This window comes from Pseudomonas marginalis, from assembly GCF_024169655.1.
Lineage (GTDB): Bacteria > Pseudomonadota > Gammaproteobacteria > Pseudomonadales > Pseudomonadaceae > Aquipseudomonas > Aquipseudomonas paraveronii.
The window spans coordinates 3833892-3855836 of record NZ_JALJWV010000001.1 but is presented as its reverse complement, the minus strand read 5'-3'; the positions used below and the strand labels follow the sequence as shown (position 1 = coordinate 3855836).

Here is a 21945-nt window from a genome sequence, read left to right as displayed (position 1 = left end):
GGGCGCAGACATACCCCAGTGTGAGACGGCTTGTGTGGGAGGGTGCTTGCCCCCGATGAGGGCCTGCCAGTCGACGCATGTACTGACTGACCCACCGCTATCGGGGGCAAGCCCCCTCCCACACAAGCCTTTTCACACAAGGGCGGTGTTGGCTTACTCGTTGTAGATGTCTTGATCGCCGAAGTATTTTTTCTGGATATTGGCGTAGGTGCCATCGGCCTGTACGGCAGCGATGCCCTTGTTGATCAGCGCGCGCAGTTCCTGGTCGTTCTTGCGCAGGCCCATGGCGATGTCCAGGGGCAGCGTCGGGTCCTTGAAGGCCGGGCCGGTCTTGAAGTCGGCGCCTTCGGGCTTGGACAGGAAGTTGAGCTGGGCTTCGAGTTTGTCGGTCAGGGTGGCGTCGAGGCGGCCGTTTTGCAGGTCGGCGTAGTTCTGCTCCTGGGACTGGTAGGCCTTGATCTGGGCGCCCAGCTTGGCCAGGTGCGCACGCGCATAGGCTTCCTGCAGCGAGCCTTGCAGCACGCCGACTTGCTTGCCTTTCAGGGAGTCCGGGGTTTCGCCGAAGTCGGCGCTTTTACGGGTGATGACCGAGGTGGGGCTGAGGAACAGCCGGTCGCTGAAGTCGATGACTTTCTCGCGAGCCGGGGTGATGGCCATGGACGACATGATCGCGTCGAACTTGCGCGCACGCAGGGCGGGGATCATGCCGTCGAATTCGTTATGCACCCAGGTGCATTTGACTTCGAGTTTGGCGCAGATCGCGTTGCCCAACTCGATATCGAAGCCTTGCAGGCTGCCATCGGCGGCCACGGATTCGAAGGGTGGGTACTCGGGGAATACGCCGAAGCGGATTTCTTTCCAGTCTTGGGCGTGGGCGGCGGTGGCGCACAGCGGCAACAGCAACGCAGCGAATAGTGAGCGGAGTGGCGTCATGTTGAGTCCCTATATTTTGTAATTGATGTCAGGGCAGTCAAAGGGGTGCAGCGTGCATTCATTTACTGACTCTTCGGTCGCGCTCAGAATGCTTCAAGGTGGTGCGTTTTTTGTGTCGTTTACCCCGTGCTCAAAGCGCGAATTGCGCTGTTAAAACAGGCAATGCAGCGGAATCGGCTGTCGCACCCGCTGAATCGGCTTTTCACCCTCGAGATTCTGGCCTGCCCTTGGCGCAAAGCGGCAGGCCAGAGCGGTTTCAGGCGCGCTTTTTGTGCTGTACGCGTGGCGGTTGGGCCAGGCGTGCGAACAGGTCTTTCGGGTTGGCGAGGTCGGGTACCAGTTCCAGTTCGCTGCCGACGTCCAGCGCCTTGGCCACGTCCAGCACGTAGCGCAGGGCCGAGTAGTCTTCGATGGCAAAACCCACGGAGTCGAACAGGGTGACCTGGCGCGCATTCTCGCGGCCGGGCGCCTGGCCGTTGATCACTTGCCACAGTTCGGTGACCGGCGAATCGGCCGGCATGTGCTGGATTTCACCTTCGATGCGGCTTTGCGGTTCGTATTCGACGATCACCCGGGCGCGCTCGACGATGCGTCGGTCCAGTTCGGTCTTGCCTGGGCAATCGCCGCCCACGGCGTTGAGGTGCATGCCGGGTTCGATCATCTCGTCGGTGAGAATGGTCGCGTAGGCCTTGTCGGCGGTGACGGTGGTGACAATGTCCGCGCCTTTCACCGCCTCGGCCACACTGCCGGCCAGGAGCACTTTGATTGCCGGGAACGCCTTGAGGTTTGCCGCCAGCTTGGCAGTGGCCTTGGCGTCGATGTCGAACAGGCGGATTTCATTGATGCCCAGCAGGGTGTGGAACGCCAGCGCCTGGAATTCGCTTTGCGAGCCGTTGCCGATCAACGCCATGCTGCGGCTGTTGTCCCGGGCCAGGTAGCGTGCGACCAGGGCCGAGGTGGCGGCGGTGCGAATCGCGGTGGTCAGGGTCATTTCCGCCAGCAGCACCGGTTTGCCGGTATCCACATCGCCCAAGGCACCGAAGGCCATCACGGTGAGCATGCCGGCCTGGGTGTTTTTCGGGTGGCCGTTGACGTATTTGAAGGCGTACAGCGACGCGTCGGACACCGGCATCAGTTCGATCACGCCCTCCGGCGAGTGGTTGGCCAGGCGTGCGCATTTCTCGAAATCCTGCCAGCGCAGGTAGTCGGCGCGGATGTAGTCGGCCATCTCGGTGATGCAGGTTTGCAGGCCTTTTTGCGAGACCAGGTAGCTGAGGTCGTTGACGTCGATATAGCGGGTCATGGAGTGGCTCCTGTATTTATTGGACGGTGGCGCGGGCGGGCAGATGCACTTCCGCGAGCATGCAGCGGGCACTGCCGCCGCCGATGCGTTCGATGTGGTCGATGTTCACCACCACTGGCCGCGTGTGGCGTTCCACATGCTCGCGCTGGGCGGGTTGCAGGGCGTTCCAGGCGCTGGCGGACATCACCAGCAGCGGTTGGCCGTCGCGGTCGTGGACTTCGAGCATGTTGCCGGCGAAGGCTTCCAACTGGTCGAAGTCGAGGGCGAGGATGTCCTTGCCGGTGTCGCGCAGGGAGCGTTCCAGGGCCTGGCGCTCGTCGGCGTCCGGCAAGGCTTGCAGGCACACCACCGAGAGGTTGCGGCCGACGCTCATCATCACGTTGCTGTGGTAGATCGGCGCGTGGTGGCGGTCGACGGCGTGGAACACGCAGAGTTGGTAGTCGAGGCGTTCGGCGAACTGGCGCAGGGCGTCGTGGTGCGTGCGCCCGGAGTGGCAGGCGTAGCTGATCCGGTGCTGGCGGTCGAGCACCATGCTGCCGGTGCCTTCGAGGAAGATGTTCTGGTGTTCGAGATGGCTGAGGTCAATGGTGTCTTTGATTGCAAAGCGTTGTTCCAGGACTTGCAGCACGCCCTTGTTGCGCTCCAATCGTCGGTTCTGGCCTTCCATCGGGTACAGCACCAGGCTGCCGTCGGCATGGCTGCTCCACCAGTTGTTGGGGAAAATCGAGTCGGGGGTATGCGGCGCCGGGGTGTCCTGCACGACCAGGACTTCGACGCCATGCCGGCGCAGGGTATCGACATAGCCGTCGAACTCTTCCAGCGCTTTTTGCTGTGCGCTGAGCGGATCGAGGGGCTGGCGTTGGAAGCGGTTGTTGATCGCGGTGTCCGGGTTGAAGGCAAAGCGCGCCGGGCGAATCATCAAGACGGTGTTGGTGGTTTGCATGGGGGCACGAATCCATGGGTTGAGCAGTGGGGCTATTTTGTGCGTTGTGGCGGGGGAATCCCGGCTGAAACCAAGGAGGGGCTCAGCCGGGAAAGCTGAAAAGTTGGGTAGGGCAGCCGAATCGGCTGTGCTGGCTGACGGACCGCTATCGCAGGCAAGCCAGCTCCCACATTAATATGGGGGTGGTTGTGGTATCCGAGTCAGGAAGGAGAGTGCATGTCTATCGCCGTTCGTATTGCCCAGGCCGCCGACGCAGATGGGATCAGCCAGGTCATCCTCGCCGCCTTGCACAGCAGCAATGCGCGCGATTACCCGGCCGAGGTGATCGTCCGGGTTGCGGGCAACTTTTCGCCCGCTGCGGTGCTGGAACTGCTTAGGCACCGGGTGGTGCTGGTGGCGGTTCAGGACGAGGTAATCGTTGCCACCGCTGCCCTTGACGGCAATGCAGTGCGCTCGGTGTTCGTCAACCCGGCGCTGCAAGGGCAGGGCATTGGTCGGCTGCTGATGATTGAAATCGAATTGCGCGCCCGCGAGGCCGGAGTGACGGTGTTGAGTGTGCCGTCCTCGCTGACGGCCGAGCCGTTCTACACCAAGTTGGGTTTTCACACCGTGCGTGATGTCTACCATGGCCATGAACGCACGCTGGTGATGGAAAAGGCACTGTCGTCGCGTCACCCCATCGGCGCCTATCGCGACCGTCTGCACCGGGCGCAGGTGGTTGCGTTGTGGCAGGAGGCTTTTGGGTATGACACCGCCCATAACCTGCCGACCCTGGCGATTGATAAGAAGCTGGCGGTCAATGACGGGCTGTTCTTCGTGGCGACGGATAAGAATGTCGTGATCGGTACTGTTCTGGCGGGGTACGACGGGCATCGTGGTTGGTTGTATTCGGTGGCGGTGCGCGCTGACTATCGCCGGCAAGGGCTGGGTGCGTCATTGGTGCGGCATGCGGAGCAGGCGTTGAGTGCCTTGGGGTGTATGAAGATCAACCTGCAGATCACCGGCGGCAATGACACGGTGGTGGGGTTCTACGAGGCGTTGGGGTATGGGGTGGAGCCGAGGATCAGTATGGGGAAGAAGATGGTGGAAAATATCCCGACTCAATCCTGAGAATGATCGCAGATCAAATGTGGGAGGGGGCTTGCCCCCGATGGCGGAGTGTCAGTCACCGGCAATATTGACTGAGCCACCGCTATCGGGGGCAAGCCCCCTCCTACAGGGGTTTGCAGTGTGGTTGGGTTAGACCTTGACGATCCAGCCTTCTGGCGCTTCGACGTCGCCGGATTGCACGCCGGTCAGCTCTTTGTAGAGCTTCTGGGTGATCGGGCCGACTTCGGTCTCGCTGTAGAACACGTGCAGTTTGCCCTTGTACTCGATGCCGCCGATCGGCGAGATCACGGCGGCAGTCCCGCAGGCGCCGGCTTCCTGGAAGATATCCAGTTGGTCGATGAACACTTCGCCCTCGATCACTTCCAGGCCCAGGCGGGTCTTGGCCAGTTCGATCAGCGACAGGCGGGTGATGCCTGGCAGCACCGAAGGCGACTTCGGTGTGATGAACTTGTTGTCACGGGTGATCCCGAAGAAGTTGGCCGAACCGACTTCCTCGATCTTCGAGTGCGTGGCCGGGTCCAGGTAGATGCTGTCGGCGAAGCCGGCTTTTTTCGCTTCCGAACCTGGCAGCAGACTGGCGGCATAGTTGCCACCGACCTTGGCGGCGCCGGTGCCGTGTGGTGCGGCGCGGTCGTAGCCGGAGATCTGGAAGTTGTGCGGCACCAGGCCGCCCTTGAAGTAGGCGCCGACCGGGATTGCGAACACCGAGAAGATAAACTCCGGCGCGGTGCGTACGCCGATGTTGTCACCGGTGCCGATCACGAACGGGCGCAGGTACAGCGCGCCGCCGCTGCCATACGGCGGGATGAACCGCTCGTTGGCGCGAACCACTTGCTTGCAGGCGTCGATGAAGGCTTCGGTCGGCACTTGCGGCATCAGCAGGCGGCCACAGCTGCGCTGCATGCGTGCGGCGTTCTGGTCCGGGCGGAACAGGTTGATCGAGCCGTCCTTGCAGCGGTAGGCCTTGAGGCCTTCAAAGCATTGCTGGCCGTAGTGCAGGGCGGTAGAGCCCTCGCTGATGTGCAGCACGTTGTCTTCGGTCAGGGTGCCCGCTTGCCACTCGCCGTTTTTCCAGGTCTGGATAAACCGCTTGTCGGTCTTGATGTAGTCAAAACCCAGCTTGTCCCAATTGATGCTTTCGTTACCCATGACACCCTCTATCTCTGGTCAAGTCGGTTTTTTTCTGAATGGGCGCAACAATACTGCATTCTTGCTTCATGTGGGAGCGGGCTTTTGTGGGAAGGGAGCTTGCCCCCTCCCACAAAAGCCCGCGGGGCGTTTTTTACAGGTGGAGGGCGTGGCCCAGGGCTCGTAGGGCGGCTTCCTGGACGGCTTCGCCGAGGGTCGGGTGGGCGTGGATGGTGCCCGCCACGTCTTCCAGGCGTGCGCCCATTTCCAGGCTCAGCCCAAAGGCGGTGGACAGCTCGGACACACCGACGCCAACCGCCTGCCAGCCGACAATCAGATGATTGTCACGCCGCGCCACCACCCGCACGAAGCCGGTTTTCGACTCCAGGGTCATGGCCCGGCCATTGGCCGCAAATGGGAAGCTCGACACGATGCAGTCCAGGCCCGCCGCCTTGGCCTCGTCGGGCGTCTGGCCGACCACCACCAACTCCGGGTCGGTAAAGCACACGGCCGGGATCGCCGCCGGGTTGAATTCGCGGTGTTGACCGCTGATCAGTTCGGCGACCATTTCGCCCTGGGCCATGGCCCGGTGGGCGAGCATCGGCTCGCCGCTCAGGTCGCCGATGGCCCACACATTGCGCATGCTGGTCTGGCAGCGGTGGTCGATCTTGACCGCCGCGCCGTGCATGTCCAGGTTCAGCGCTTCGAGGTTCCAGCCCTGGGTGTTGGGGGTGCGACCCACGGCGACCAGCACCTGATCGGTCTCCAACGACACGGTGTCGCCCTTCGGGTCGCGCACTTGCAGGCGGTTGTGCTCAAAGCCGGTGACGCTGTGCTTGAGGTACAGCTTCACGCCCAATTGCTTGAGGGAATCAGCCACCGGCTGGGTCAGTTCGGCGTCATAGGCCGGCAGGATGCGTTCCTGCGCCTCGACCACGCTGACCTGGGCGCCGAGCTTGCGATAGGCAATTCCCAGTTCCAGGCCGATATAACCGCCACCCACCACAATCAGGCGCTTGGGCACGCGGGTCGGCGCCAGGGCTTCAGTGGACGAAATGATCGGCCCGCCAATCGGCAGCATCGGCAGGTTGACGCTTTTCGAACCGGTCGCCAGCAGCAGGTGTTCGCACTGGATGCGCTGGTCGCCGACGTCGACGGTCTTGCCGTCCACCACCTTGGCCCACCCGTGGATGACCTGCACCTTGTGTTTCTTCAGCAGCGCGGCAACCCCGGTCGTCAGGCGGTCGACGATGGCGTCTTTCCATTCCACGCTTTTGCGGATGTCCAGGGTCGGCACATCCACTTCTATCCCCAGGGGCGAACCCTGGCTGTGGTGGACGCTTTGCTGGAACTGTTCGGCCACATGGATCAAGGCCTTGGACGGGATGCAGCCGATATTCAGGCAGGTGCCGCCCAGTGCCTGGCCTTCCACCAGGACGGTCGGGATACCCAGTTGACCGGCGCGGATCGCGGCCACATAACCGCCAGGGCCGCCGCCGATGATCAGCAGGGTGGTGTGCAATGTCTGAGTCATGTCCTTACTCCAGGAACAGGCTGGCGGGTTGTTCGAGCAGGCCGCGAATGGCCTGGATGAATTGCGCCGCGTCCATGCCGTCGACCACGCGGTGATCGAACGAGCTGGAGAGGTTCATCATCTTGCGGATCACGATCTGGCCCTTGATCACCATCGGCCGCTCGACGATGCGGTTGACGCCGACGATGGCCACTTCCGGCAGGTTCAGCACCGGGGTGCTGACGATGCCGCCCAAGGCGCCGAGGCTGGTCAGGGTAATGGTCGACCCCGACAGTTCGTCGCGGCTGGCCTTGCCATTGCGCGCGGCGCTGGCCAGGCGCGTGATTTCCTCGGCATTGCCCCACAGGCTGCGGGCTTCGGCGTGGCGCACCACCGGCACCATCAGGCCCACATCGCTCTGGGTGGCGACGCCCACATGCACCGCGCCGAGGCGGGTGATGACCTGGGCTTCGTCGTCGTAACGCGCATTGATCTGTGGGAAATCGCGCAACGCCACGACCATGGCGCGCACGATGAACGGTAGCAGCGTCAGCTTGCCGCGTGTCGCACCGTGTTTTTCATTGAGGTGTACGCGCAGTTCGTCGAGGGCGGTGACGTCGATCTCTTCCACATAGCTGAAATGCGCGGCGCGCCGGGTGGCGTCCTGCATGCGCTGGGCGATCTTGCGGCGCATGCCGATCACCGGGATCTGTTCTTCGTCGTTGCGTTCGGCGTAGGGGTTGGCGGCCGTAGTTTTTTTCGCCGGACGCTGGAGCAAGTAAGCGTCCAAATCTTCGTGCAGAATCCGGCCCGCCGGACCGGAGCCCTGCACCAGGCGCAGTTGGATCCCCGCATCCAGCGCATGCTGGCGCACGGCGGGGGAGGCCAGCGGGCGTTCGTTGGCATCGCGGGCCACGGGAGCCTGGGGCGCGACGGACGGTTTGAGCGCCGGCTGGCTTTCCAGCATCGGGGCCGGCTTGCTGGCAGGCATCGGCGCAGGCGCCGCCTTGGCCGGTTCAGCCGCCACCGGCACGTCCTTGGTATTGCCCGCGCCTTCGACTTCGATGCTGATCAGCACACTGCCGACGGCCATGACTTCACCTGGCTCGCCGCCGAGGGCAATCACCTTGCCGTGGACCGGCGAGGGAATATCCACCATCGCCTTGTCGGTCATCACATCCGCCAGCACCTGGTCTTCGACGACCATGTCGCCAACCTTCACATGCCAGACCGACAGTTCAACTTCTGCGATGCCTTCGCCAATGTCCGGCATCTTGATAACGTGCGTGCCCATTCAGACCTCCATGACCCGTTTCAACGCCGCGCCCACACGGGACGGCCCTGGGAAATACGCCCATTCCTGCGCGTGCGGGTAGGGGGTGTCCCAACCGGTGACGCGTTCGATCGGCGCTTCCAGGTGGTGGAAGCAATGTTCCTGCACCAGCGCCACTAGTTCGGCGCCAAAGCCGCAGGTGCGGGTGGCTTCATGCACCACCACGCAACGGCCGGTCTTTTTCACCGACTTGACGATGGTTTCCAGGTCCAGCGGCCACAGGCTGCGCAGGTCGATGACCTCGGCGTCGATGCCGGTTTCTTCGGCGGCGACTTGCGACACGTACACGGTGGTGCCATAGGTCAGCACGGTGACGGCCGACCCCGGACGCACGATTGCGGCCACATCCAGCGGCACGGTGTAGTAACCGTCCGGCACTTGTGCCTGCGGGTGTTTCGACCACGGCGTTACGGGGCGGTCGTGGTGCCCGTCGAACGGGCCGTTGTACAGGCGCTTGGGCTCAAGGAAGATCACCGGGTCATCGTTTTCGATGGAGGCGATCAACAGGCCCTTGGCGTCATAGGGGTTGGACGGCATCACCGTGCGCAGGCCGCAGACCTGGGTGAACACCGCTTCGATACTCTGGCTGTGGGTCTGGCCGCCGTAGATGCCGCCGCCGCAAGGCATGCGCAGGGTCAACGGCGCGGTGAACTGGCCGGCCGAGCGATACCGCAGGCGCGCCGCTTCGGAGATGATCTGGTCGCTGGCCGGGTAGACGTAGTCGGCGAACTGGATTTCCGCCACCGGGCGCAGGCCGTAGGCGCCCATGCCCACCGCCACGCCGACGATGCCGCTTTCGGAGATCGGCGCGTCAAACACCCGCGAGCTGCCGAACTTGTTCTGCAGACCCTCGGTGCAACGGAATACGCCGCCGAAATAGCCGACGTCCTGGCCGAACACCACCACGTTGTCGTCACGCTCAAGCATCACGTCCATGGCCGAGCGCAGGGCCTGGATCATGGTCATGGTGGTGGTGGTCATGGCGGTTTCCAATTCGATGCTGTTGTTGTGATCGTTCATGTCAGACCCCCGACTCTTGACGCTGGCGCTTCAAGTGCTCCGGCATCTCTTTATAGACGTCTTCGAACATGGTCGCGGCGCTTGGAATCTGGCCGCCGGCGAGGGTGCCGTACTGTTCGGCTTCTTTCTGCGCCTTGACCACTTCGGCTTCCAGTTCGGCACTGACCGCCGCGTGTTCCTCTTCGGACCACTGACCAGTCTTGATCAGGTGCTGCTTGAGGCGCGCAATCGGGTCGCCCAACGGGAAGTGGCTCCAGTCATCGGCGGGACGGTATTTGGAGGGATCATCCGAAGTGGAGTGCGGTCCGGCGCGGTAGGTGACCCATTCGATCAGGGTCGGGCCAAGGTTGCGCCGCGCGCGTTCGGCGGCCCAGGCGGAAGCGGCGTACACCGCGATGAAGTCGTTGCCGTCCACGCGCAGCGAGGCGATGCCGCAACCGACGCCGCGTCCGGCGAAGGTGGTGGCTTCACCGCCAGCGATGGCCTGGAAGGTGGAGATTGCCCACTGGTTGTTGACCACGTTGAGAATCACCGGCGCGCGATAGACGTGGGCGAAGGTGAGGGCGGTGTGGAAGTCCGATTCGGCAGTGGCGCCGTCGCCGATCCAGGCCGAGGCGATCTTGGTATCGCCCTTGATCGCCGAGGCCATGCCCCAGCCCACACCTTGTACGAATTGGGTAGCAAGGTTGCCGGAAATGGTGAAGAAACCGGCGTCTTTCACCGAATACATGATCGGCAACTGTCGGCCCTTGAGCGGATCGCGCTCGTTGGACAGCAGTTGGCAGATCAGGTCCACCAGCGGCACGTCGCGTGCCATCAGGATGCTTTGCTGGCGGTAGGTGGGGAAGCACATGTCGTCGATGTTCAAGGCCAGGGCCTGGGCGCTGCCGATGGCTTCTTCGCCGAGGCTCTGCATATAGAACGACATTTTTTTCTGACGCTGGGCGACCACCATGCGGTTATCGAAGATCCGCGTCTTGAGCATGGCACGCATGCCGCGACGCAGGATCTCGACAGGCACGCCTTCAGCCCAGGGACCGAGGGCCTGGCCCTGGTCGTCGAGCACGCGAATCAGGCCCTTGGCCAGGTCGGCGGTGTCGGCGGGTTCTACGTTGATAGGGGGTTTGCGCACCAGGCCCGCGTCCGTCAGACGCAGGTAGGTAAAGTCAGTCTTGCAGCCTGGGCGGCCCGAGGGTTCGGGAACGTGCAGGCGCAACGGTGCATACGGCTGGTTCATGGCTTTCTACGCTCGATCTTGTGAATTTCTTGTAGTGGGCGCGCTAGCTGACCGTCTTCCTCCGGGTAGGAGAAATCTTGTCCTACAACAATCATAGGCGGGGCGTAGAAGAATATTTATCTGTGTTTCATTGCGCTTGGGCTCATTTGCGGATAAAAAAACTGCATAAACACAATAAACAGGTGATTTTGTCTCATGCGCAAACTGGACCGTACCGATATCGGCATTCTCAACGCCCTGCAGGAGAATGCGCGCATCACCAACGCCGACCTCGCCCGCTCGGTCAACCTGTCGCCCACACCGTGCTTCAACCGGGTCAAGGCGATGGAAGAACTGGGCCTGATTCGCGACCAGGTAACCTTGCTCGATGCCGACCTGCTGGGGCTGCACGTCAACGTGTTTATCCACGTCAGCCTGGAAAAACAGAACGAACTGGCCCTGCAACAATTCGAAGGGGCGATTTCCGATCGGCCCGAGGTGATGGAATGCTACTTGATGGCCGGCGACCCGGACTACCTGATCCGTGTGTTGGTGCCGACGATCCAGTCGCTGGAACGTTTCATGATGGACTTTCTGACCAAAGTGCCAGGCGTTGCCAATATCCGCTCCAGCTTCGCTCTTAAACAAGTGCGCTATAAGACCGCGTTGCCGCTGCCGCCGGATGGCTTGATGGTTTGAGACAAGGTTCGCGGCGCCAATAGTCTGCATTGCCGTCCGCGTCTTTTTTATATTGACGCCTGTCAATATACGTTTTGTCTGAGCGCTCTACTGTGTCTGCTACGCTCCTCATTTATATGATCGGACAAGTCATGGATTGTCAGCAGTCAATATGCCGTGCGCTCTACGACTTTAATCCAGCTCCGCACTCTAAATGTCGCTGCCCAGCCCGATTGATCTCCAACGCGCTGGGGTTTAAGGCTGGATGAATTTTGTTGTTTAGCTAAGTAATTTAAATGTCCGAATTATTTTGTTTGTCTCATAAAAATTTTCTTGAACACTCACGAATTTTTCACGCTTTATTAAACAAATTAGTAGCTATAAGCCACCTAACTAACAAGTCCAGGCAAAAGGTGAATCGAGATGGCCATGAGATCCCTGAAATTGAATCTACGTACCACCCTTTGTTTCGGAGTGGTTTGCATTCTGCTGTTAATACAAGGGGGGATGACGCTGGTAAAAGTCGACTCTGTCTATTCTTCAACCGTCGCCATCGAGACGAACTGGCTTCCGAGTATTCGCCTGGCCGGGAGAATCGACTCCGCTCTTTATAAGCTGCGCCTGGAACTGCGCAGTTTTGCCATGGACTGGGCCCGTCAGGATCAAGGCGCACGGGATAAAATTCAAAGCCTCCGATTGAATCTGACCAAGATTTCCGAGAGCTATGCGCCTTTGGTGTCGAGTCCCGAAGAACAGGCTAAATATGACGAAGTCCTGAGCGGCATTCGGGCGTACAGCCAGAAGGTTGACGCGTTTCTGGCGTTTTCCAGCACGACGCCTCTCGAGCAGATCGCGGTTTATCTGCGTGATGATCTAAGCCCAATTGCGCTTAAGGTGCAGGACTTGATCAATGACCTGATCGTATTGAATGAGCGTGGGTCTCAGGACGCGGTGAGCGCAGCCTCCAGCGAATACAACGCGACTCGCCTGTTTACTTGGGCGCTGATGGGTATTTCAGTGATGCTGACCGTGGTGGTCGCCAGCCTGTTCACCCGCAGTATCATTACCCCGGTGCGTGAGTTGCTGGTGTCGACCTCCAAGATCGCCGACGGTGATCTGCGCGTGGCCATCGCCGTCAACGGCAAGGATGAGCTGACGGCGCTGCAACAATCCACCGCCGCGATGCAGATGAACCTCAAAACCACGTTGCAGCACATCTCCGAAGCGTCCGGGCAGTTGGCCTCGGCTGCCGAAGAGATGAGTTCGATCACCCGTGAGTCCAGCGCCGGTATCGAGCGCCAGAGCATGGAAACCGACCAGGCCGCCACGGCGGTCAATGAGATGACGGCGGCGGTGGAAGAAGTCGCGCGCAATGCCGTTTCGGCCTCCCAGTCGACCCAGGACTCCCAGCGCTCGGCCAAAATCGGCCAGGAGCGTGTCACCCAGACCATCGCGTCGATTGAAAAACTCAGCGCCACCGTGCAGCAGACCGGTATGGAAGTCGAAGGCCTGGCCAAGCAGGCCCAGGACATCGCACGGGTGGTGGAAGTGATCCGCTCGATTGCCGAACAGACCAACCTGCTGGCGCTGAACGCCGCCATCGAAGCGGCACGGGCCGGCGAGCAAGGCCGAGGGTTTGCGGTCGTGGCCGATGAAGTGCGGGCGCTGGCCCACCGGACCCAGACCTCGACCCAGGAAATCGAGCAGATGATCGCGAAGATCCAGGTCTGTTCCAACGAGGCGGTGTCGTCGATGTCCATGAACCGCAGCGAAGCGGTGGACTCCCTGAAAATCGCCCACGAAGCGGGCGAGGCCATCATCCAGATCACCGAAGCGATTGCCGACATCAACGACCGCAACCTGTTGATCGCGACGGCCTCCGAAGAACAGGCGCATGTGGCGCGCTCCGTCGACCAGAACCTGATCAGCATTCGCGACCTGTCGATCCAGAGTTCGTCGGCCGCCGGGCAAACGTCCATTGCCAGCCACGAACTGTCGAAGCTGGCGATGGACCTCAAGCAGATCGTCTCCCAGTTCGTCATCAACTGAATCAAGCTGGCCCCGCAGGTGTGCGTTCCGTTTGGCGCGCACGCCGCGCTGATTCGGCGCAACGTCCTCGGCAACTGGTTCACGCCCGGTCTTACACCCTAAGTGCCGGGCCTGTAACCGGGCCCGTCTTACACCGAACTTGCCGGGCACCCGTGGCCCACCCAAAGCACCCGCAAACCAGCGCCAAGGCAGCGTAGGCCGTGGCCTGGCAGCTTTCGATAATCGCCTCCGACATCACGTCCCCGTTGCGGAGCGCACCATGCATAACAATAAGAATCTCCCCCTGCGTCTGTTGCCTGCCTTTCTCGTCGGCCTGGGCCTGAGCCCGTTCGCCAACGCCGAAATCATGCTGTACGACAAAGACGAAACCACCTTCTCCACCGATGGCTACATCAACGCCTTCTACGTCAATAGCAACGTAGACCGCGCCGGTGACCAATACGACCGCCGCCAGGCCCGGGTGAAGATGGGCTTTTTGCCCAACTACCTGGGCTTCAACATGAGCAAGCAGGTCGACGACCTCAAGCTCGGCGCCCGTGCCTCGTTCTGGGTGACCATCAACGACAGCGAAACCAACGGCACCGACACCGCCATCGATGTGCGCCAGTTCTACGGCACGGTGGCCAACCCGGAGTGGGGCGAAGTGCTGATCGGCAAGGACTTCGGCCTGTTCGCCCGTTCCAATATCCTGCTCGATGAATTGCTGGCGGGCTACGGCCAGGTCAGCGACAGCCTCGGCCTGGTCGATGGCGGCGGGGTTTCGTTCGGCAATATCGGCAGCGGCTACCCGTACCCGTTCCCGACTTCGCAGATCACCTACCGCACCCCGGTGATGGACGGCCTGCGTATTGCCGTCGGCATCCTCGACCCGGTCGACACCAACGACAGCAGCCCCCAAGGCAAGGCCTACCAGGAAAACCCGCGCACCGAGAGCGAGATCACCTACCAGTTCGACCTGGGCGGGGCGAAGATCTACAGCTGGCTCAACGGCAGCTACCAGACCTCGGACAACACCGATTCCAACGTCGACAGCGTCACCTCCAAAGGCGTGGGCTACGGCGTGCAGGCGAAAATGGGCGGCCTGTCCCTGACCGGCTCGGGCTTCCAGGCCAAGGGCATCAACCCGTTTTTCACCAACAATGCCGGCGAAGCGACCCTGCGCAATGTCGACAGCAACGGCTACCTGATGCAGGGCTCCTACAAGCTGGGCAAGAACCGCCTGGCGCTGTCGTATGGCAAGACCAAGGACGACGGCAACGGCGTGGTAGGCAGCGGCGCGGATTATGAAACCCGCGGCATTGCGCTGTTTCATGACGTGAACGACAACCTGAAGCTGGTCGCCGAATACAACCAGTTCCAGATCAAGGGGCATGACACCAGCGCCCAAAATGAAGACACCGACACCTTCGCCGTCGGTGCCGTACTCACCTGGTAGTCATTTGGAATATGCGGTCAAAATGTGGGAGGGGGCTGCCCCCGATAGCGGTGTTTCAGCCACATCATCAGTGACTGATCCACCGCCATCGGGGGCAAGCCCCCTCCCACATTTGATCACCTGCACCCTGAGCGTCTAATCCCATCGCATCCCCCCACCCAGTACCCAAGTAGCATAGGTTCCGCCCCCCCAGCCTTCGTACACTCATGCCTCAGAGCGGAGAGTCGACGATGCACAACCATGAAGGCGTAGTCAGTGCCATGTCCCTGGCCACCGATGCCGAGCAGGCCGCCGAAGAATTGGCCGAGCAACTGCTGCATCCGTACCTGGGCTTCGTGCTGTTTTTCTGCTCGGCCTCCTACGACCTGCAGGCGCTCGGCCAAGCCCTGCAACGTTGTTTCGGCAATGTGCGACTCGTCGGTTGTACCAGCGCCGGCGAGATCACACCCCAAGGCTACGGGCGCAATTGCGTGACGGCGATGGGCTTCAATCACGCGCATTTTTCGATTGCCACCGAACTGATCGACCAGGTCGAACACTTCAGCCTGATCGACGCCCAGCACATGGTCGAACGCCTGGTGGGCGGCTGTCGCAGCAACACCCTGGCGCCGATCAAGGGCAATACCTTCGCCCTGACCTTGCTCGACGGCCTGTCCAGCCGTGAAGAAATGGTGCTCGCGGCCCTCAGCGCGGCGCTCGGCGATATCCCGCATTTCGGCGGGTCGGCCGGCGACGACAATTACCTCACGCACACTCACGTGTATTTCAACGGCGTGTTCCACAGCGGCGCGGCCGTGGTGGTGCTGGTCAATACCTGGCTGGACTTCGAAGTGTTCACCACCCACCACATTCTGCCGCGCGCGGAAAAACTCGTGGTGACCGGCGCCGACAGCCCGTCGCGGCGGGTATTCGAGCTCAACGCCGAACCCGCCGCCGAGGAGTATGCGCGGCATATCGGCGTGGCCGTGGCCGACCTCGACCACCGCGTCTTCGCCGCGCACCCGCTGGCGGTGCGTATCCACGACCAGTATTACGTCAGGGCGATTCAGCAGGTGCACGACGACCTGAGCCTGAGTTTCTACTGCGCCGTGGAAAACGGCATCGTCCTCACGGTGATGAAACCCGGACCGATCCTGCCGAACCTGCAAACTCTGTTCGACGGCCTGCAATCGCGCCTCGGCGAGCTGCTGTTGACCATTGGCTGCGACTGCTTCCTGCGCCGCCTGGAGCTGGAAGACAGCGGCACCCTCGAGCAGATCGGGAGCTACTTGCGCGACCAGCGGGTGATGGGGTTCAACACCTACGGAGAACAGTTCAATGGCATGCACATCAACCAGACCTTCACCGGCGTCGCCATTGCCCGAGGACGCGCCCCTGGATCGCAATGAACTGTTGGCCGAGCTGGCGCGGCTGCGCCTGGACAATCACAAACTGACACGGATCAACGCGGCGCTGATCGAGCGTATCGAGTCCGGGGTGACCCAGGGCAACGACCCCTACACCACGTTCCAGCACTCGGTGGTGCTGGCCGAACAAGTGCGCGAGCGCACCGACGCGCTGAACCAGGCGATGGCCGAACTGCGCGCCAGCAACCACTTGCTGATCAACGCCCGGCTGCGCGCCGAGACCCTGCGCCGTGAACAGGCTGCGGCGCAAAAGGCCCAGGAGAGCGAGCGCTGGATTCGCCTGATCACCGACCATGTGCCGGCCCTGATCGGCTACCTCAATGCCGACCTGGTGTATGAATTCACCAACAAGGTCTATGAAGAATGGTACTGCTGGCCGCGGGGCATGATGCTCGGCCAGAGCCTGCGCGAAGTCCACAGCGAAGAACACTGTCAGCGCCTGGATGCCTACGTCGCGCAGGCGCTGGCGGGGGAGAGCGTGACCTTCGAATTCGCCGAAACCAACATCAACAACCAGGAGCGCTACATGCTGCGCTCCTACGTGCCCAACCGCCTGGCCAGTGGCGAAGTGGTGGGGATCTTTGTGCTGATCCGCGACATCACCGAGCGCCGGCGCACCGCCGAGGCCTTGCACCAGGCCTATCAAAACCTGGAACTGCGCGTCGCTCAGCGCACCTCGGAGCTGACTTCGCTGAACGACCAGTTGCTGCGCGAAATCGACGAACGCCGCCGCGTGGAATCGCGCCTGCGCGAAGCCAAACTCGAAGCCGAGCAGGCCAACCTGTCGAAAACCAAATTCCTCGCTGCCGTCAGCCATGACCTGCTGCAACCGCTGAACGCCGCGCGGCTGTTCACTGGCGCCTTGCTCGAACGCCGCGAACCCCAGGCCAATGAAACCCTGGTACGCAACGTGAGCAACTCGCTGGAAGACGTGGAAAACCTGTTGGGCACCCTGGTCGATATTTCCAAGCTGGATGCCGGGGTGATCAAAGCCGATATCGCCCCGTTCGCCCTCAGCGAACTGCTCGACAACCTGGCCGTCGAGTTCACCCAACTGGCGCGCAGCGAAGGCCTGGAGTTGCACTTCATCGGCTGCTCGGCGCTGGTGCGCAGCGATATCCAGTTGCTTGCGCGGATTCTGCGCAACCTGCTGAGCAATGCCATTCGCTACACCTATTCGGGGCGCGTGGTGCTGGGCTGTCGACGCCAGCATCAACGCTTGTCGATCCAGGTCTGGGACAGCGGCATGGGCATTGCCGAAGATCGCCTGGAGGAAATTTTCCAGGAGTTCAAACGCGGCGATGTGCAGCGGCGCGACCAGGATCGCGGGCTGGGCCTGGGCCTGGCCATCGTGGAAAAAATCGCCGGCATCCTCGGCCATCGCATCACCGTCAAATCGTGGCCGGGCAAGGGCTCGATGTTCGCGGTGGACGTGCCCTTGAGCGCCACCGCGCCCAAATCGCTGCCGCAGCCGTGCATGAGCGAACCGATGCTGGAACGCCTGCAAGGCGCACGCGTGTGGGTGCTCGATAACGACGCGGCGATCTGCGCGGGAATGCGCACCTTGCTGGAAGGGTGGGGCTGCCGGGTGGTCACCGCGTTGTCGGAACAAGACCTGGCGCGGCAGGTCGACAACTACCACGCCGAGGCCGACCTGCTGATCGCCGATTACCACCTCGACGATGAGCAGAACGGCGTCGACGCCGTAGCCCGCATCAACGCCCGGCGCGCCAGCCCGATCCCGGCCATGATGATCACTGCCAACTACAGCAACGAGCTGAAACTGCAGATCCGCGAGCTGGGACACACCTTGATGCACAAGCCGGTGCGGCCGATGAAGCTCAAGACCGCGATGAGCCACCTCTTAGGCAAGTGACCACCGAACGCTCCTCAAACAGCGATCCAGAGATCAAATGGAGATCCAATGTGGGAGGGGGCTTGCCCCCGATAGCTGACTGTCAGTCACTGCACCTATAACTGATCCACCGCTATCGGGGGCAAGCCCCCTCCCACAAGGGTTCTATGTTGTTTCTGGAAGATCAGCGGCGCAGGTAAGAACCAAAATCAATATCCCCGGCACTGAGAATCGCCTGCACCCGATTATGCACATTCAACTTACGCAAAATCGCCGACACATGGGCCTTCACCGTGGTTTCAGCGATCTCCAGAGTGTAGGCAATCTGCTTGTTCGACTCGCCCTTGGTCATCCGCTCCAACACCAGCAACTGCTTGCGGGTCAACGCCTGCAGCAATTCCGGGGCGAAGCCCGGGTTTTCGTTCAGGCGCCGGTGGGTGCCGGGTTTCTGGGTGCGGATGATGTCCGGCGGCAGGTACACATTGCCGTTGAGAATCTGCTGGATCGCCTCGGTCATTTGCAGGCGCGGCGACGACTTGGTGATAAAACCGACGGCGCCATAAGTGATGGCCTGCAGCACGATCTGTTTATCCTGCTCGGCGGACACGATCACCACCGGAATGGTCGGCGATTCGTTGCGCAGGTTGATCAGGCCATTGAGGCCGTGCATGCCGGGCATGTTCAGGTCGAGCAGGATCAGGTCGAGGTCGTCGTGTTCCTGGGTCAACGCCAGGGCGCTGTCCAGGTCGGCGGTCTCCATCACTTCGCTGCCGGGGAAACCGTCGCTGATGACGTTATGCATCGCTTCGCGAAACAGTGGGTGATCATCGGCAATCAGGATTTTGTACATGGCCGTTCACCTTTCTTATTGTGGTTATTCAAATGGCTCGGGTTGGGCGACCGACACCGGCAGTTTCGCCGCTTCCCAGGCATCCAGACCGTCGCGATACCAATACACAGAGGTATAGCCCAGGTTGGCGGCACGTTTTACCGCGTTCCAACTCAGCCAGCAATCGGAGCGGCAGTAGAAGACCAACGGTCGCGCGAGGTTGCCGCCGCTGTAGGCGTACACATGGCGCACGAAATAACTTTGCCACTCCGGTGTGAGATCGCCGTCGCCGGTGTTGGCCAGCCAACGGCTGCCGGGTAGGTTGGCGTGGGGCTGGTCTTCGATGAAGCGGCCTTGCAGCCATTGGCGGCGGTACACGTCGATCAGCACCGGGGCCGGGGTCTGGGTCAGCAGGGCTTGCAGGGCAGGGGTGTCGATGATCGTCGCGCCCTGCACGTGATCGGGCGTGGGGCTGCGGTACAGGCTGATGCGATAGCCGTCGGCGGAAAACAGTGGCGTATCGGCCTGTACGTTGGCGGCAAACAGGCACAGGAGTGCCAACAAGGGCAGTCGGGCAGGCAGCATGGCAGGGCGATCCTTATCGTTATGCGCCCATTACACGTGAGTCCCGAGCCCTTGGGAATGCGACGATAGACATGAAAACCAGTACTAAAGTAGTAGTTTTTGCCGCCTTCAGCCTTTTTTGCGCAACGCCGCATGCTGTGGGTTGAAGGTGAGCACCGCCAACAGTGCGAACAGCGCGGTCAAACCCAGGCAAACCGCGAGGGCCAGGCCGGCGAAGCGTTCATACAGGGCAAAGCGCACCAGTTCCACGGCGTGGGTGAAGGGGTTGATTGCGCACAGCCAATACAGCCACTCGCTGGAGTCGCGCATCTTCCACAACGGGTACAGCGCCGACGACATGAAAAACAGCGGGAAGATCACGAAATTCATCACCCCGGCAAAGTTCTCCAGTTGGCGAATCGCGTTCGACAGCAGCAGGCCCAGGGCGCTCAACATCAAGGCCACCAGCAGCAACGCCGGCAGGGCGATCAACAGCCCCATGGCTGGCGGTTGCACGCCGTAGACCCAGGCGATCGCCAGGAACCCGTACACCTGCAACAGCGAAATCAGCGCGGTGGCGAGCAACTTGCTGCACAGCAAAAACGTGCGCGGCAGCGGGCTGGTCAGCAGCACGCGCATGCTGCCCATCTCGCGGTCGTAGACCATCGACAGCGAACCCTGCATGCCGTTGAACAGCAGGATCATGCAGGCCAGCCCCGGGATGATGTAGACCTCGTAGGGAATGTAGGTGTCGTAGGGCTCGATCACCGAGATACCCAGTGCGGCGCGGAACCCGGCGGCGAACACCAGTAGCCACAACAGCGGGCGCACCAGGGCGCTGAGAAACCGCGTGCGCTGCAACACAAAGCGCAGCCACTCGCGCAGCACGATGCCGCGCAAGCATTGCCAGTAAGCATTCATGCCGGGGCTCCCGTCGAAGTGGCGCGGGTCAGGCGCGCGAACACGCTGCCGAGGTCGCCGCCCTGTTCCAGGATCAGCGCATCGACTTGCCCGCTGGCCACCAAGCGGCCCTGGTGCAGGATCATCAACGCATCGTCGGGTTGCACTTCATCGAGCAGATGGGTGGTCCACAGCACCGTAATGCCTTGTTCAAGACACAGGCTGCGCACGTGCTGGTTCAGCGCCAGGCGGCTGGCGGGGTCGAGGCCGACGCTGGCTTCGTCCAACAGCAGCAAGCGCGGTTCATGCAGCAACGCCCGGGCGATTTCCACGCGGCGTCGGTGCCCGCCGTTGAGCTCGCGGACTTTTTCGCGGCGCCGTTCGGTGAGGGCCTGGCGCGCCAGCTCGGCGGCGACGCGCACGTCGGTCTGGCGCCGTGACAAGCCGTGCAGCGCGGCGTGATAACGCAGGTTCTGTTCGACGCTCAAGTCCAGGTCCAGGGTGCTTTGCTGGAATACCACCCCCAGTTGCGTGAGGGCTGCGCGCGGTGCGTCGCGCAGGGAATGGCCGCCCACGCGGATGTCGCCGCTTTGCAGGTCGTACAAGCGCGTGAGCAGGGCGATCAAGGTCGACTTGCCGGCACCGTTTGGCCCCAGCAACGCGGCAAAGCACCCCGGTGCCAGGCTGAAACTCACCTCGTGCAAGGCCTGGCGCGCGCCATAGGCGAAGCTCAGGTCGCGCACCTCCAGGGCGTTCATGGCGTGACCACCACGCCCCACGGATAACGCCCGACCTTCACCGACTTGAGCACCTTGAGGCTGTCCACATCGATCACCGACACATCGCCGCTGACGCCATTGGTGGCCAGCAACTGTTTTTCGTCCGGGGTAAATGCCATCTGCCACACGCGGCGGCCCACCAGCAGGTAGTCGAGGATCTCGAAGGTCTTGGCGTCGATCACCGCCACATGGTTGGCCGGGCCCAGGGCGACAAAGGCGTACTTGCCGTCGGAACTGAGCTTGATCCCCACCGGCTGCACCTTGTCCGGGTGGACGCCCTTGATCTTGAAGGTCAGGGTCTTGAGGATCGCGCGGCTGGCCACATCGAGAATGGTCACGGTGCCGCCGATCTCTGCCGAGGCCCACAGTTGCGAGCCATCGTGGTTGAACTCGACGAAGCGCGGGCGCTGATCCACCAGGGTGCTGTCGGCCAGGGTCTGGGTGCTGGTGTCGATCCAGTGCAGCATGTTCGTGGTTTCGCTGGTGTTCACCGCCCACTTGCCGTCCGGGCTGACGGCCATGCCTTCGGGCTCGACGCCGACGCTGATCTGGCCAAGTACTTTGGAGGTCTCGGTGTCGATCACCGTGACCAGTGCGTCGTCTTCGTTGGACACATACAGCCAGCGGTCGTTGGGGTGCAGGGCGAACTGCTCGGGGTCTTTGCCGGAGGGCAGTTCCTTGATGATCTTGCGCGTGGCCACGTCCATCACCTGCACGCGGTCCGAATCGCTGGCGCAGATGTACAGCAGCTTGCTGTCATGGGACAGCAGCAGGCCGCGTGGGCGCTGACCGACCTTGAGCGTGTCGGTGACTTGCAGGGTCTGCATGTCGATCAGGCTCAGTGTGTTGTCTTTCTCGTTGGAGACCCAGGCGGTGCTGGCCACGGCGTGCCCGGCGGCAAGCAGCAGGGCGCATGAGAGCAGGGTGCGGCGCATGGCGGATTCCTTATTA

The 21945-nt window shown here is 61.9% G+C and carries 19 protein-coding genes; 6 read left to right on the top strand and 13 right to left on the bottom strand.

Annotated features, from left to right (window positions below; translation table 11 throughout):
* Nucleotides 1-153: 153 nt before the first annotated feature.
* The 3 genes from J2Y83_RS17410 to ctlX all read right to left on the bottom strand — a co-directional run bounded on the left by J2Y83_RS17410 (nucleotide 154) and on the right by ctlX (nucleotide 3179).
* Nucleotides 154-933 (bottom strand): ABC transporter substrate-binding protein, encoded by a 780-nt coding sequence (locus J2Y83_RS17410; RefSeq protein ID WP_253397049.1) that lies wholly within the window; start codon nucleotides 931-933, stop codon nucleotides 154-156.
* Nucleotides 934-1189: 256 nt separating this feature from the next.
* Nucleotides 1190-2236, bottom strand: a complete 1047-nt coding sequence (locus J2Y83_RS17405; RefSeq protein WP_253397043.1) for an ornithine cyclodeaminase — start codon at nucleotides 2234-2236, stop codon at nucleotides 1190-1192.
* Between the two features lie 16 nt (nucleotides 2237-2252).
* The gene (gene ctlX / locus J2Y83_RS17400) at nucleotides 2253-3179 is read right to left on the bottom strand and encodes a citrulline utilization hydrolase CtlX (RefSeq protein ID WP_253397039.1); all 927 of its coding nucleotides are present in this window, start codon (nucleotides 3177-3179) and stop codon (nucleotides 2253-2255) included.
* A gap of 216 nt (nucleotides 3180-3395) precedes the next feature.
* Here ctlX and J2Y83_RS17395 point away from each other — a divergent pair, with 216 nt between their 5' ends.
* Complete coding sequence (locus J2Y83_RS17395; protein ID WP_253397037.1) at nucleotides 3396-4289, top strand: GNAT family acetyltransferase; 894 nt, start codon at nucleotides 3396-3398, stop codon at nucleotides 4287-4289.
* Between the two features lie 129 nt (nucleotides 4290-4418).
* On the opposite strand, the gene J2Y83_RS17390 is transcribed toward J2Y83_RS17395, so the two are convergent.
* The 5 genes from J2Y83_RS17390 to J2Y83_RS17370 form a co-directional block, all read right to left on the bottom strand.
* Nucleotides 4419-5438 carry a branched-chain amino acid aminotransferase gene (locus tag J2Y83_RS17390; RefSeq protein ID WP_253397033.1) on the bottom strand — a complete coding sequence of 340 codons (1020 nt, stop codon included), beginning with the start codon at nucleotides 5436-5438 and terminating at the stop codon, nucleotides 4419-4421.
* A 133-nt stretch (nucleotides 5439-5571) separates the two neighbouring features.
* A complete protein-coding gene (gene lpdA, locus J2Y83_RS17385; RefSeq protein WP_253397027.1) occupies nucleotides 5572-6951 on the bottom strand; it encodes a dihydrolipoyl dehydrogenase in 1380 nt (459 codons plus the stop codon).
* A gap of 4 nt (nucleotides 6952-6955) precedes the next feature.
* The gene (locus J2Y83_RS17380; RefSeq protein ID WP_253397025.1) at nucleotides 6956-8224 is read right to left on the bottom strand and encodes a dihydrolipoamide acetyltransferase family protein; all 1269 of its coding nucleotides are present in this window, start codon (nucleotides 8222-8224) and stop codon (nucleotides 6956-6958) included.
* Nucleotides 8225-9283, bottom strand: a complete 1059-nt coding sequence (locus J2Y83_RS17375; RefSeq protein ID WP_253397024.1) for an alpha-ketoacid dehydrogenase subunit beta — start codon at nucleotides 9281-9283, stop codon at nucleotides 8225-8227.
* Between the two features lies 1 nt (nucleotide 9284).
* Nucleotides 9285-10520, bottom strand: a complete 1236-nt coding sequence (locus tag J2Y83_RS17370; protein ID WP_247402995.1) for a 3-methyl-2-oxobutanoate dehydrogenase (2-methylpropanoyl-transferring) subunit alpha — start codon at nucleotides 10518-10520, stop codon at nucleotides 9285-9287.
* Nucleotides 10521-10715: 195 nt separating this feature from the next.
* On the opposite strand from J2Y83_RS17370, the gene J2Y83_RS17365 reads away from it, so the two are divergent.
* The 5 genes from J2Y83_RS17365 (at nucleotide 10716) to J2Y83_RS17345 (ending at nucleotide 17943) form a co-directional block, all read left to right on the top strand.
* Nucleotides 10716-11198, top strand: coding sequence for an Lrp/AsnC family transcriptional regulator (locus J2Y83_RS17365; RefSeq protein ID WP_017847498.1), 483 nt, complete (start codon nucleotides 10716-10718; stop codon nucleotides 11196-11198).
* A gap of 486 nt (nucleotides 11199-11684) precedes the next feature.
* Nucleotides 11685-13226, top strand: coding sequence for a methyl-accepting chemotaxis protein (locus J2Y83_RS17360; protein WP_253397021.1), 1542 nt, complete (start codon nucleotides 11685-11687; stop codon nucleotides 13224-13226).
* A gap of 259 nt (nucleotides 13227-13485) precedes the next feature.
* Nucleotides 13486-14661 (top strand): porin, encoded by a 1176-nt coding sequence (locus J2Y83_RS17355; RefSeq protein ID WP_253397019.1) that lies wholly within the window; start codon nucleotides 13486-13488, stop codon nucleotides 14659-14661.
* A gap of 230 nt (nucleotides 14662-14891) precedes the next feature.
* Complete coding sequence (gene nosP / locus J2Y83_RS17350) at nucleotides 14892-16049, top strand: nitric oxide-sensing protein NosP (protein ID WP_253397014.1); 1158 nt, start codon at nucleotides 14892-14894, stop codon at nucleotides 16047-16049.
* Nucleotides 15979-17943 carry a PAS domain-containing hybrid sensor histidine kinase/response regulator gene (locus J2Y83_RS17345; RefSeq protein WP_373423766.1) on the top strand — a complete coding sequence of 655 codons (1965 nt, stop codon included), beginning with the start codon at nucleotides 15979-15981 and terminating at the stop codon, nucleotides 17941-17943. The genes nosP and J2Y83_RS17345 overlap by 71 nt, the downstream gene beginning before the upstream one ends.
* A gap of 163 nt (nucleotides 17944-18106) precedes the next feature.
* Here the strand turns inward: J2Y83_RS17345 and J2Y83_RS17340 are convergent, their stop codons facing one another.
* From J2Y83_RS17340 to J2Y83_RS17320, 5 genes are all read right to left on the bottom strand, one after another.
* Nucleotides 18107-18772: a response regulator transcription factor gene (locus J2Y83_RS17340; RefSeq protein WP_253397010.1), complete on the bottom strand. Its 666-nt coding sequence runs from the start codon at nucleotides 18770-18772 to the stop codon at nucleotides 18107-18109.
* A 24-nt stretch (nucleotides 18773-18796) separates the two neighbouring features.
* Nucleotides 18797-19336, bottom strand: a complete 540-nt coding sequence (locus tag J2Y83_RS17335; RefSeq protein ID WP_253397009.1) for a PQQ-dependent catabolism-associated CXXCW motif protein — start codon at nucleotides 19334-19336, stop codon at nucleotides 18797-18799.
* A 108-nt stretch (nucleotides 19337-19444) separates the two neighbouring features.
* Entirely contained in the window at nucleotides 19445-20236 is a 792-nt protein-coding gene (locus tag J2Y83_RS17330; protein WP_253397008.1) for an ABC transporter permease, read from the bottom strand.
* Nucleotides 20233-20973, bottom strand: coding sequence for an ABC transporter ATP-binding protein (locus J2Y83_RS17325; protein ID WP_253397007.1), 741 nt, complete (start codon nucleotides 20971-20973; stop codon nucleotides 20233-20235). Before J2Y83_RS17325 ends, J2Y83_RS17330 begins: the two co-directional genes overlap by 4 nt.
* Nucleotides 20970-21929 (bottom strand): YVTN family beta-propeller repeat protein, encoded by a 960-nt coding sequence (locus J2Y83_RS17320; RefSeq protein ID WP_253397002.1) that lies wholly within the window; start codon nucleotides 21927-21929, stop codon nucleotides 20970-20972. The genes J2Y83_RS17325 and J2Y83_RS17320 overlap by 4 nt, the downstream gene beginning before the upstream one ends.
* Nucleotides 21930-21945: the final 16 nt, after the last annotated feature.

What these genes read in the sequence shown, in the direction of transcription:
- nosP (WP_253397014.1), top strand. Translation starts at nt 14,892, where the DNA reads ATGCACAACCATGAAGGCGTAGTCAGTGCCATGTCCCTGGCCACCGAT.
- lpdA (WP_253397027.1), bottom strand. Translation starts at nt 6,951, where the DNA reads ATGACTCAGACATTGCACACCACCCTGCTGATCATCGGCGGCGGCCCT.
- J2Y83_RS17380 (WP_253397025.1), bottom strand. Translation starts at nt 8,224, where the DNA reads ATGGGCACGCACGTTATCAAGATGCCGGACATTGGCGAAGGCATCGCA.
- J2Y83_RS17390 (WP_253397033.1), bottom strand. Translation starts at nt 5,438, where the DNA reads ATGGGTAACGAAAGCATCAATTGGGACAAGCTGGGTTTTGACTACATC.
- J2Y83_RS17360 (WP_253397021.1), top strand. Translation starts at nt 11,685, where the DNA reads ATGACGCTGGTAAAAGTCGACTCTGTCTATTCTTCAACCGTCGCCATC.
- J2Y83_RS17375 (WP_253397024.1), bottom strand. Translation starts at nt 9,283, where the DNA reads ATGAACGATCACAACAACAGCATCGAATTGGAAACCGCCATGACCACC.
- J2Y83_RS17405 (WP_253397043.1), bottom strand. Translation starts at nt 2,236, where the DNA reads ATGACCCGCTATATCGACGTCAACGACCTCAGCTACCTGGTCTCGCAA.
- J2Y83_RS17320 (WP_253397002.1), bottom strand. Translation starts at nt 21,929, where the DNA reads ATGCGCCGCACCCTGCTCTCATGCGCCCTGCTGCTTGCCGCCGGGCAC.
- J2Y83_RS17410 (WP_253397049.1), bottom strand. Translation starts at nt 933, where the DNA reads ATGACGCCACTCCGCTCACTATTCGCTGCGTTGCTGTTGCCGCTGTGC.
- J2Y83_RS17365 (WP_017847498.1), top strand. Translation starts at nt 10,716, where the DNA reads ATGCGCAAACTGGACCGTACCGATATCGGCATTCTCAACGCCCTGCAG.
- J2Y83_RS17345 (WP_373423766.1), top strand. Translation starts at nt 15,979, where the DNA reads ATGGCATGCACATCAACCAGACCTTCACCGGCGTCGCCATTGCCCGAG.
- J2Y83_RS17330 (WP_253397008.1), bottom strand. Translation starts at nt 20,236, where the DNA reads ATGAATGCTTACTGGCAATGCTTGCGCGGCATCGTGCTGCGCGAGTGG.
- J2Y83_RS17395 (WP_253397037.1), top strand. Translation starts at nt 3,396, where the DNA reads ATGTCTATCGCCGTTCGTATTGCCCAGGCCGCCGACGCAGATGGGATC.
- J2Y83_RS17340 (WP_253397010.1), bottom strand. Translation starts at nt 18,772, where the DNA reads ATGTACAAAATCCTGATTGCCGATGATCACCCACTGTTTCGCGAAGCG.
- J2Y83_RS17335 (WP_253397009.1), bottom strand. Translation starts at nt 19,336, where the DNA reads ATGCTGCCTGCCCGACTGCCCTTGTTGGCACTCCTGTGCCTGTTTGCC.
- J2Y83_RS17355 (WP_253397019.1), top strand. Translation starts at nt 13,486, where the DNA reads ATGCATAACAATAAGAATCTCCCCCTGCGTCTGTTGCCTGCCTTTCTC.
- J2Y83_RS17325 (WP_253397007.1), bottom strand. Translation starts at nt 20,973, where the DNA reads ATGAACGCCCTGGAGGTGCGCGACCTGAGCTTCGCCTATGGCGCGCGC.
- J2Y83_RS17370 (WP_247402995.1), bottom strand. Translation starts at nt 10,520, where the DNA reads ATGAACCAGCCGTATGCACCGTTGCGCCTGCACGTTCCCGAACCCTCG.
- ctlX (WP_253397039.1), bottom strand. Translation starts at nt 3,179, where the DNA reads ATGCAAACCACCAACACCGTCTTGATGATTCGCCCGGCGCGCTTTGCC.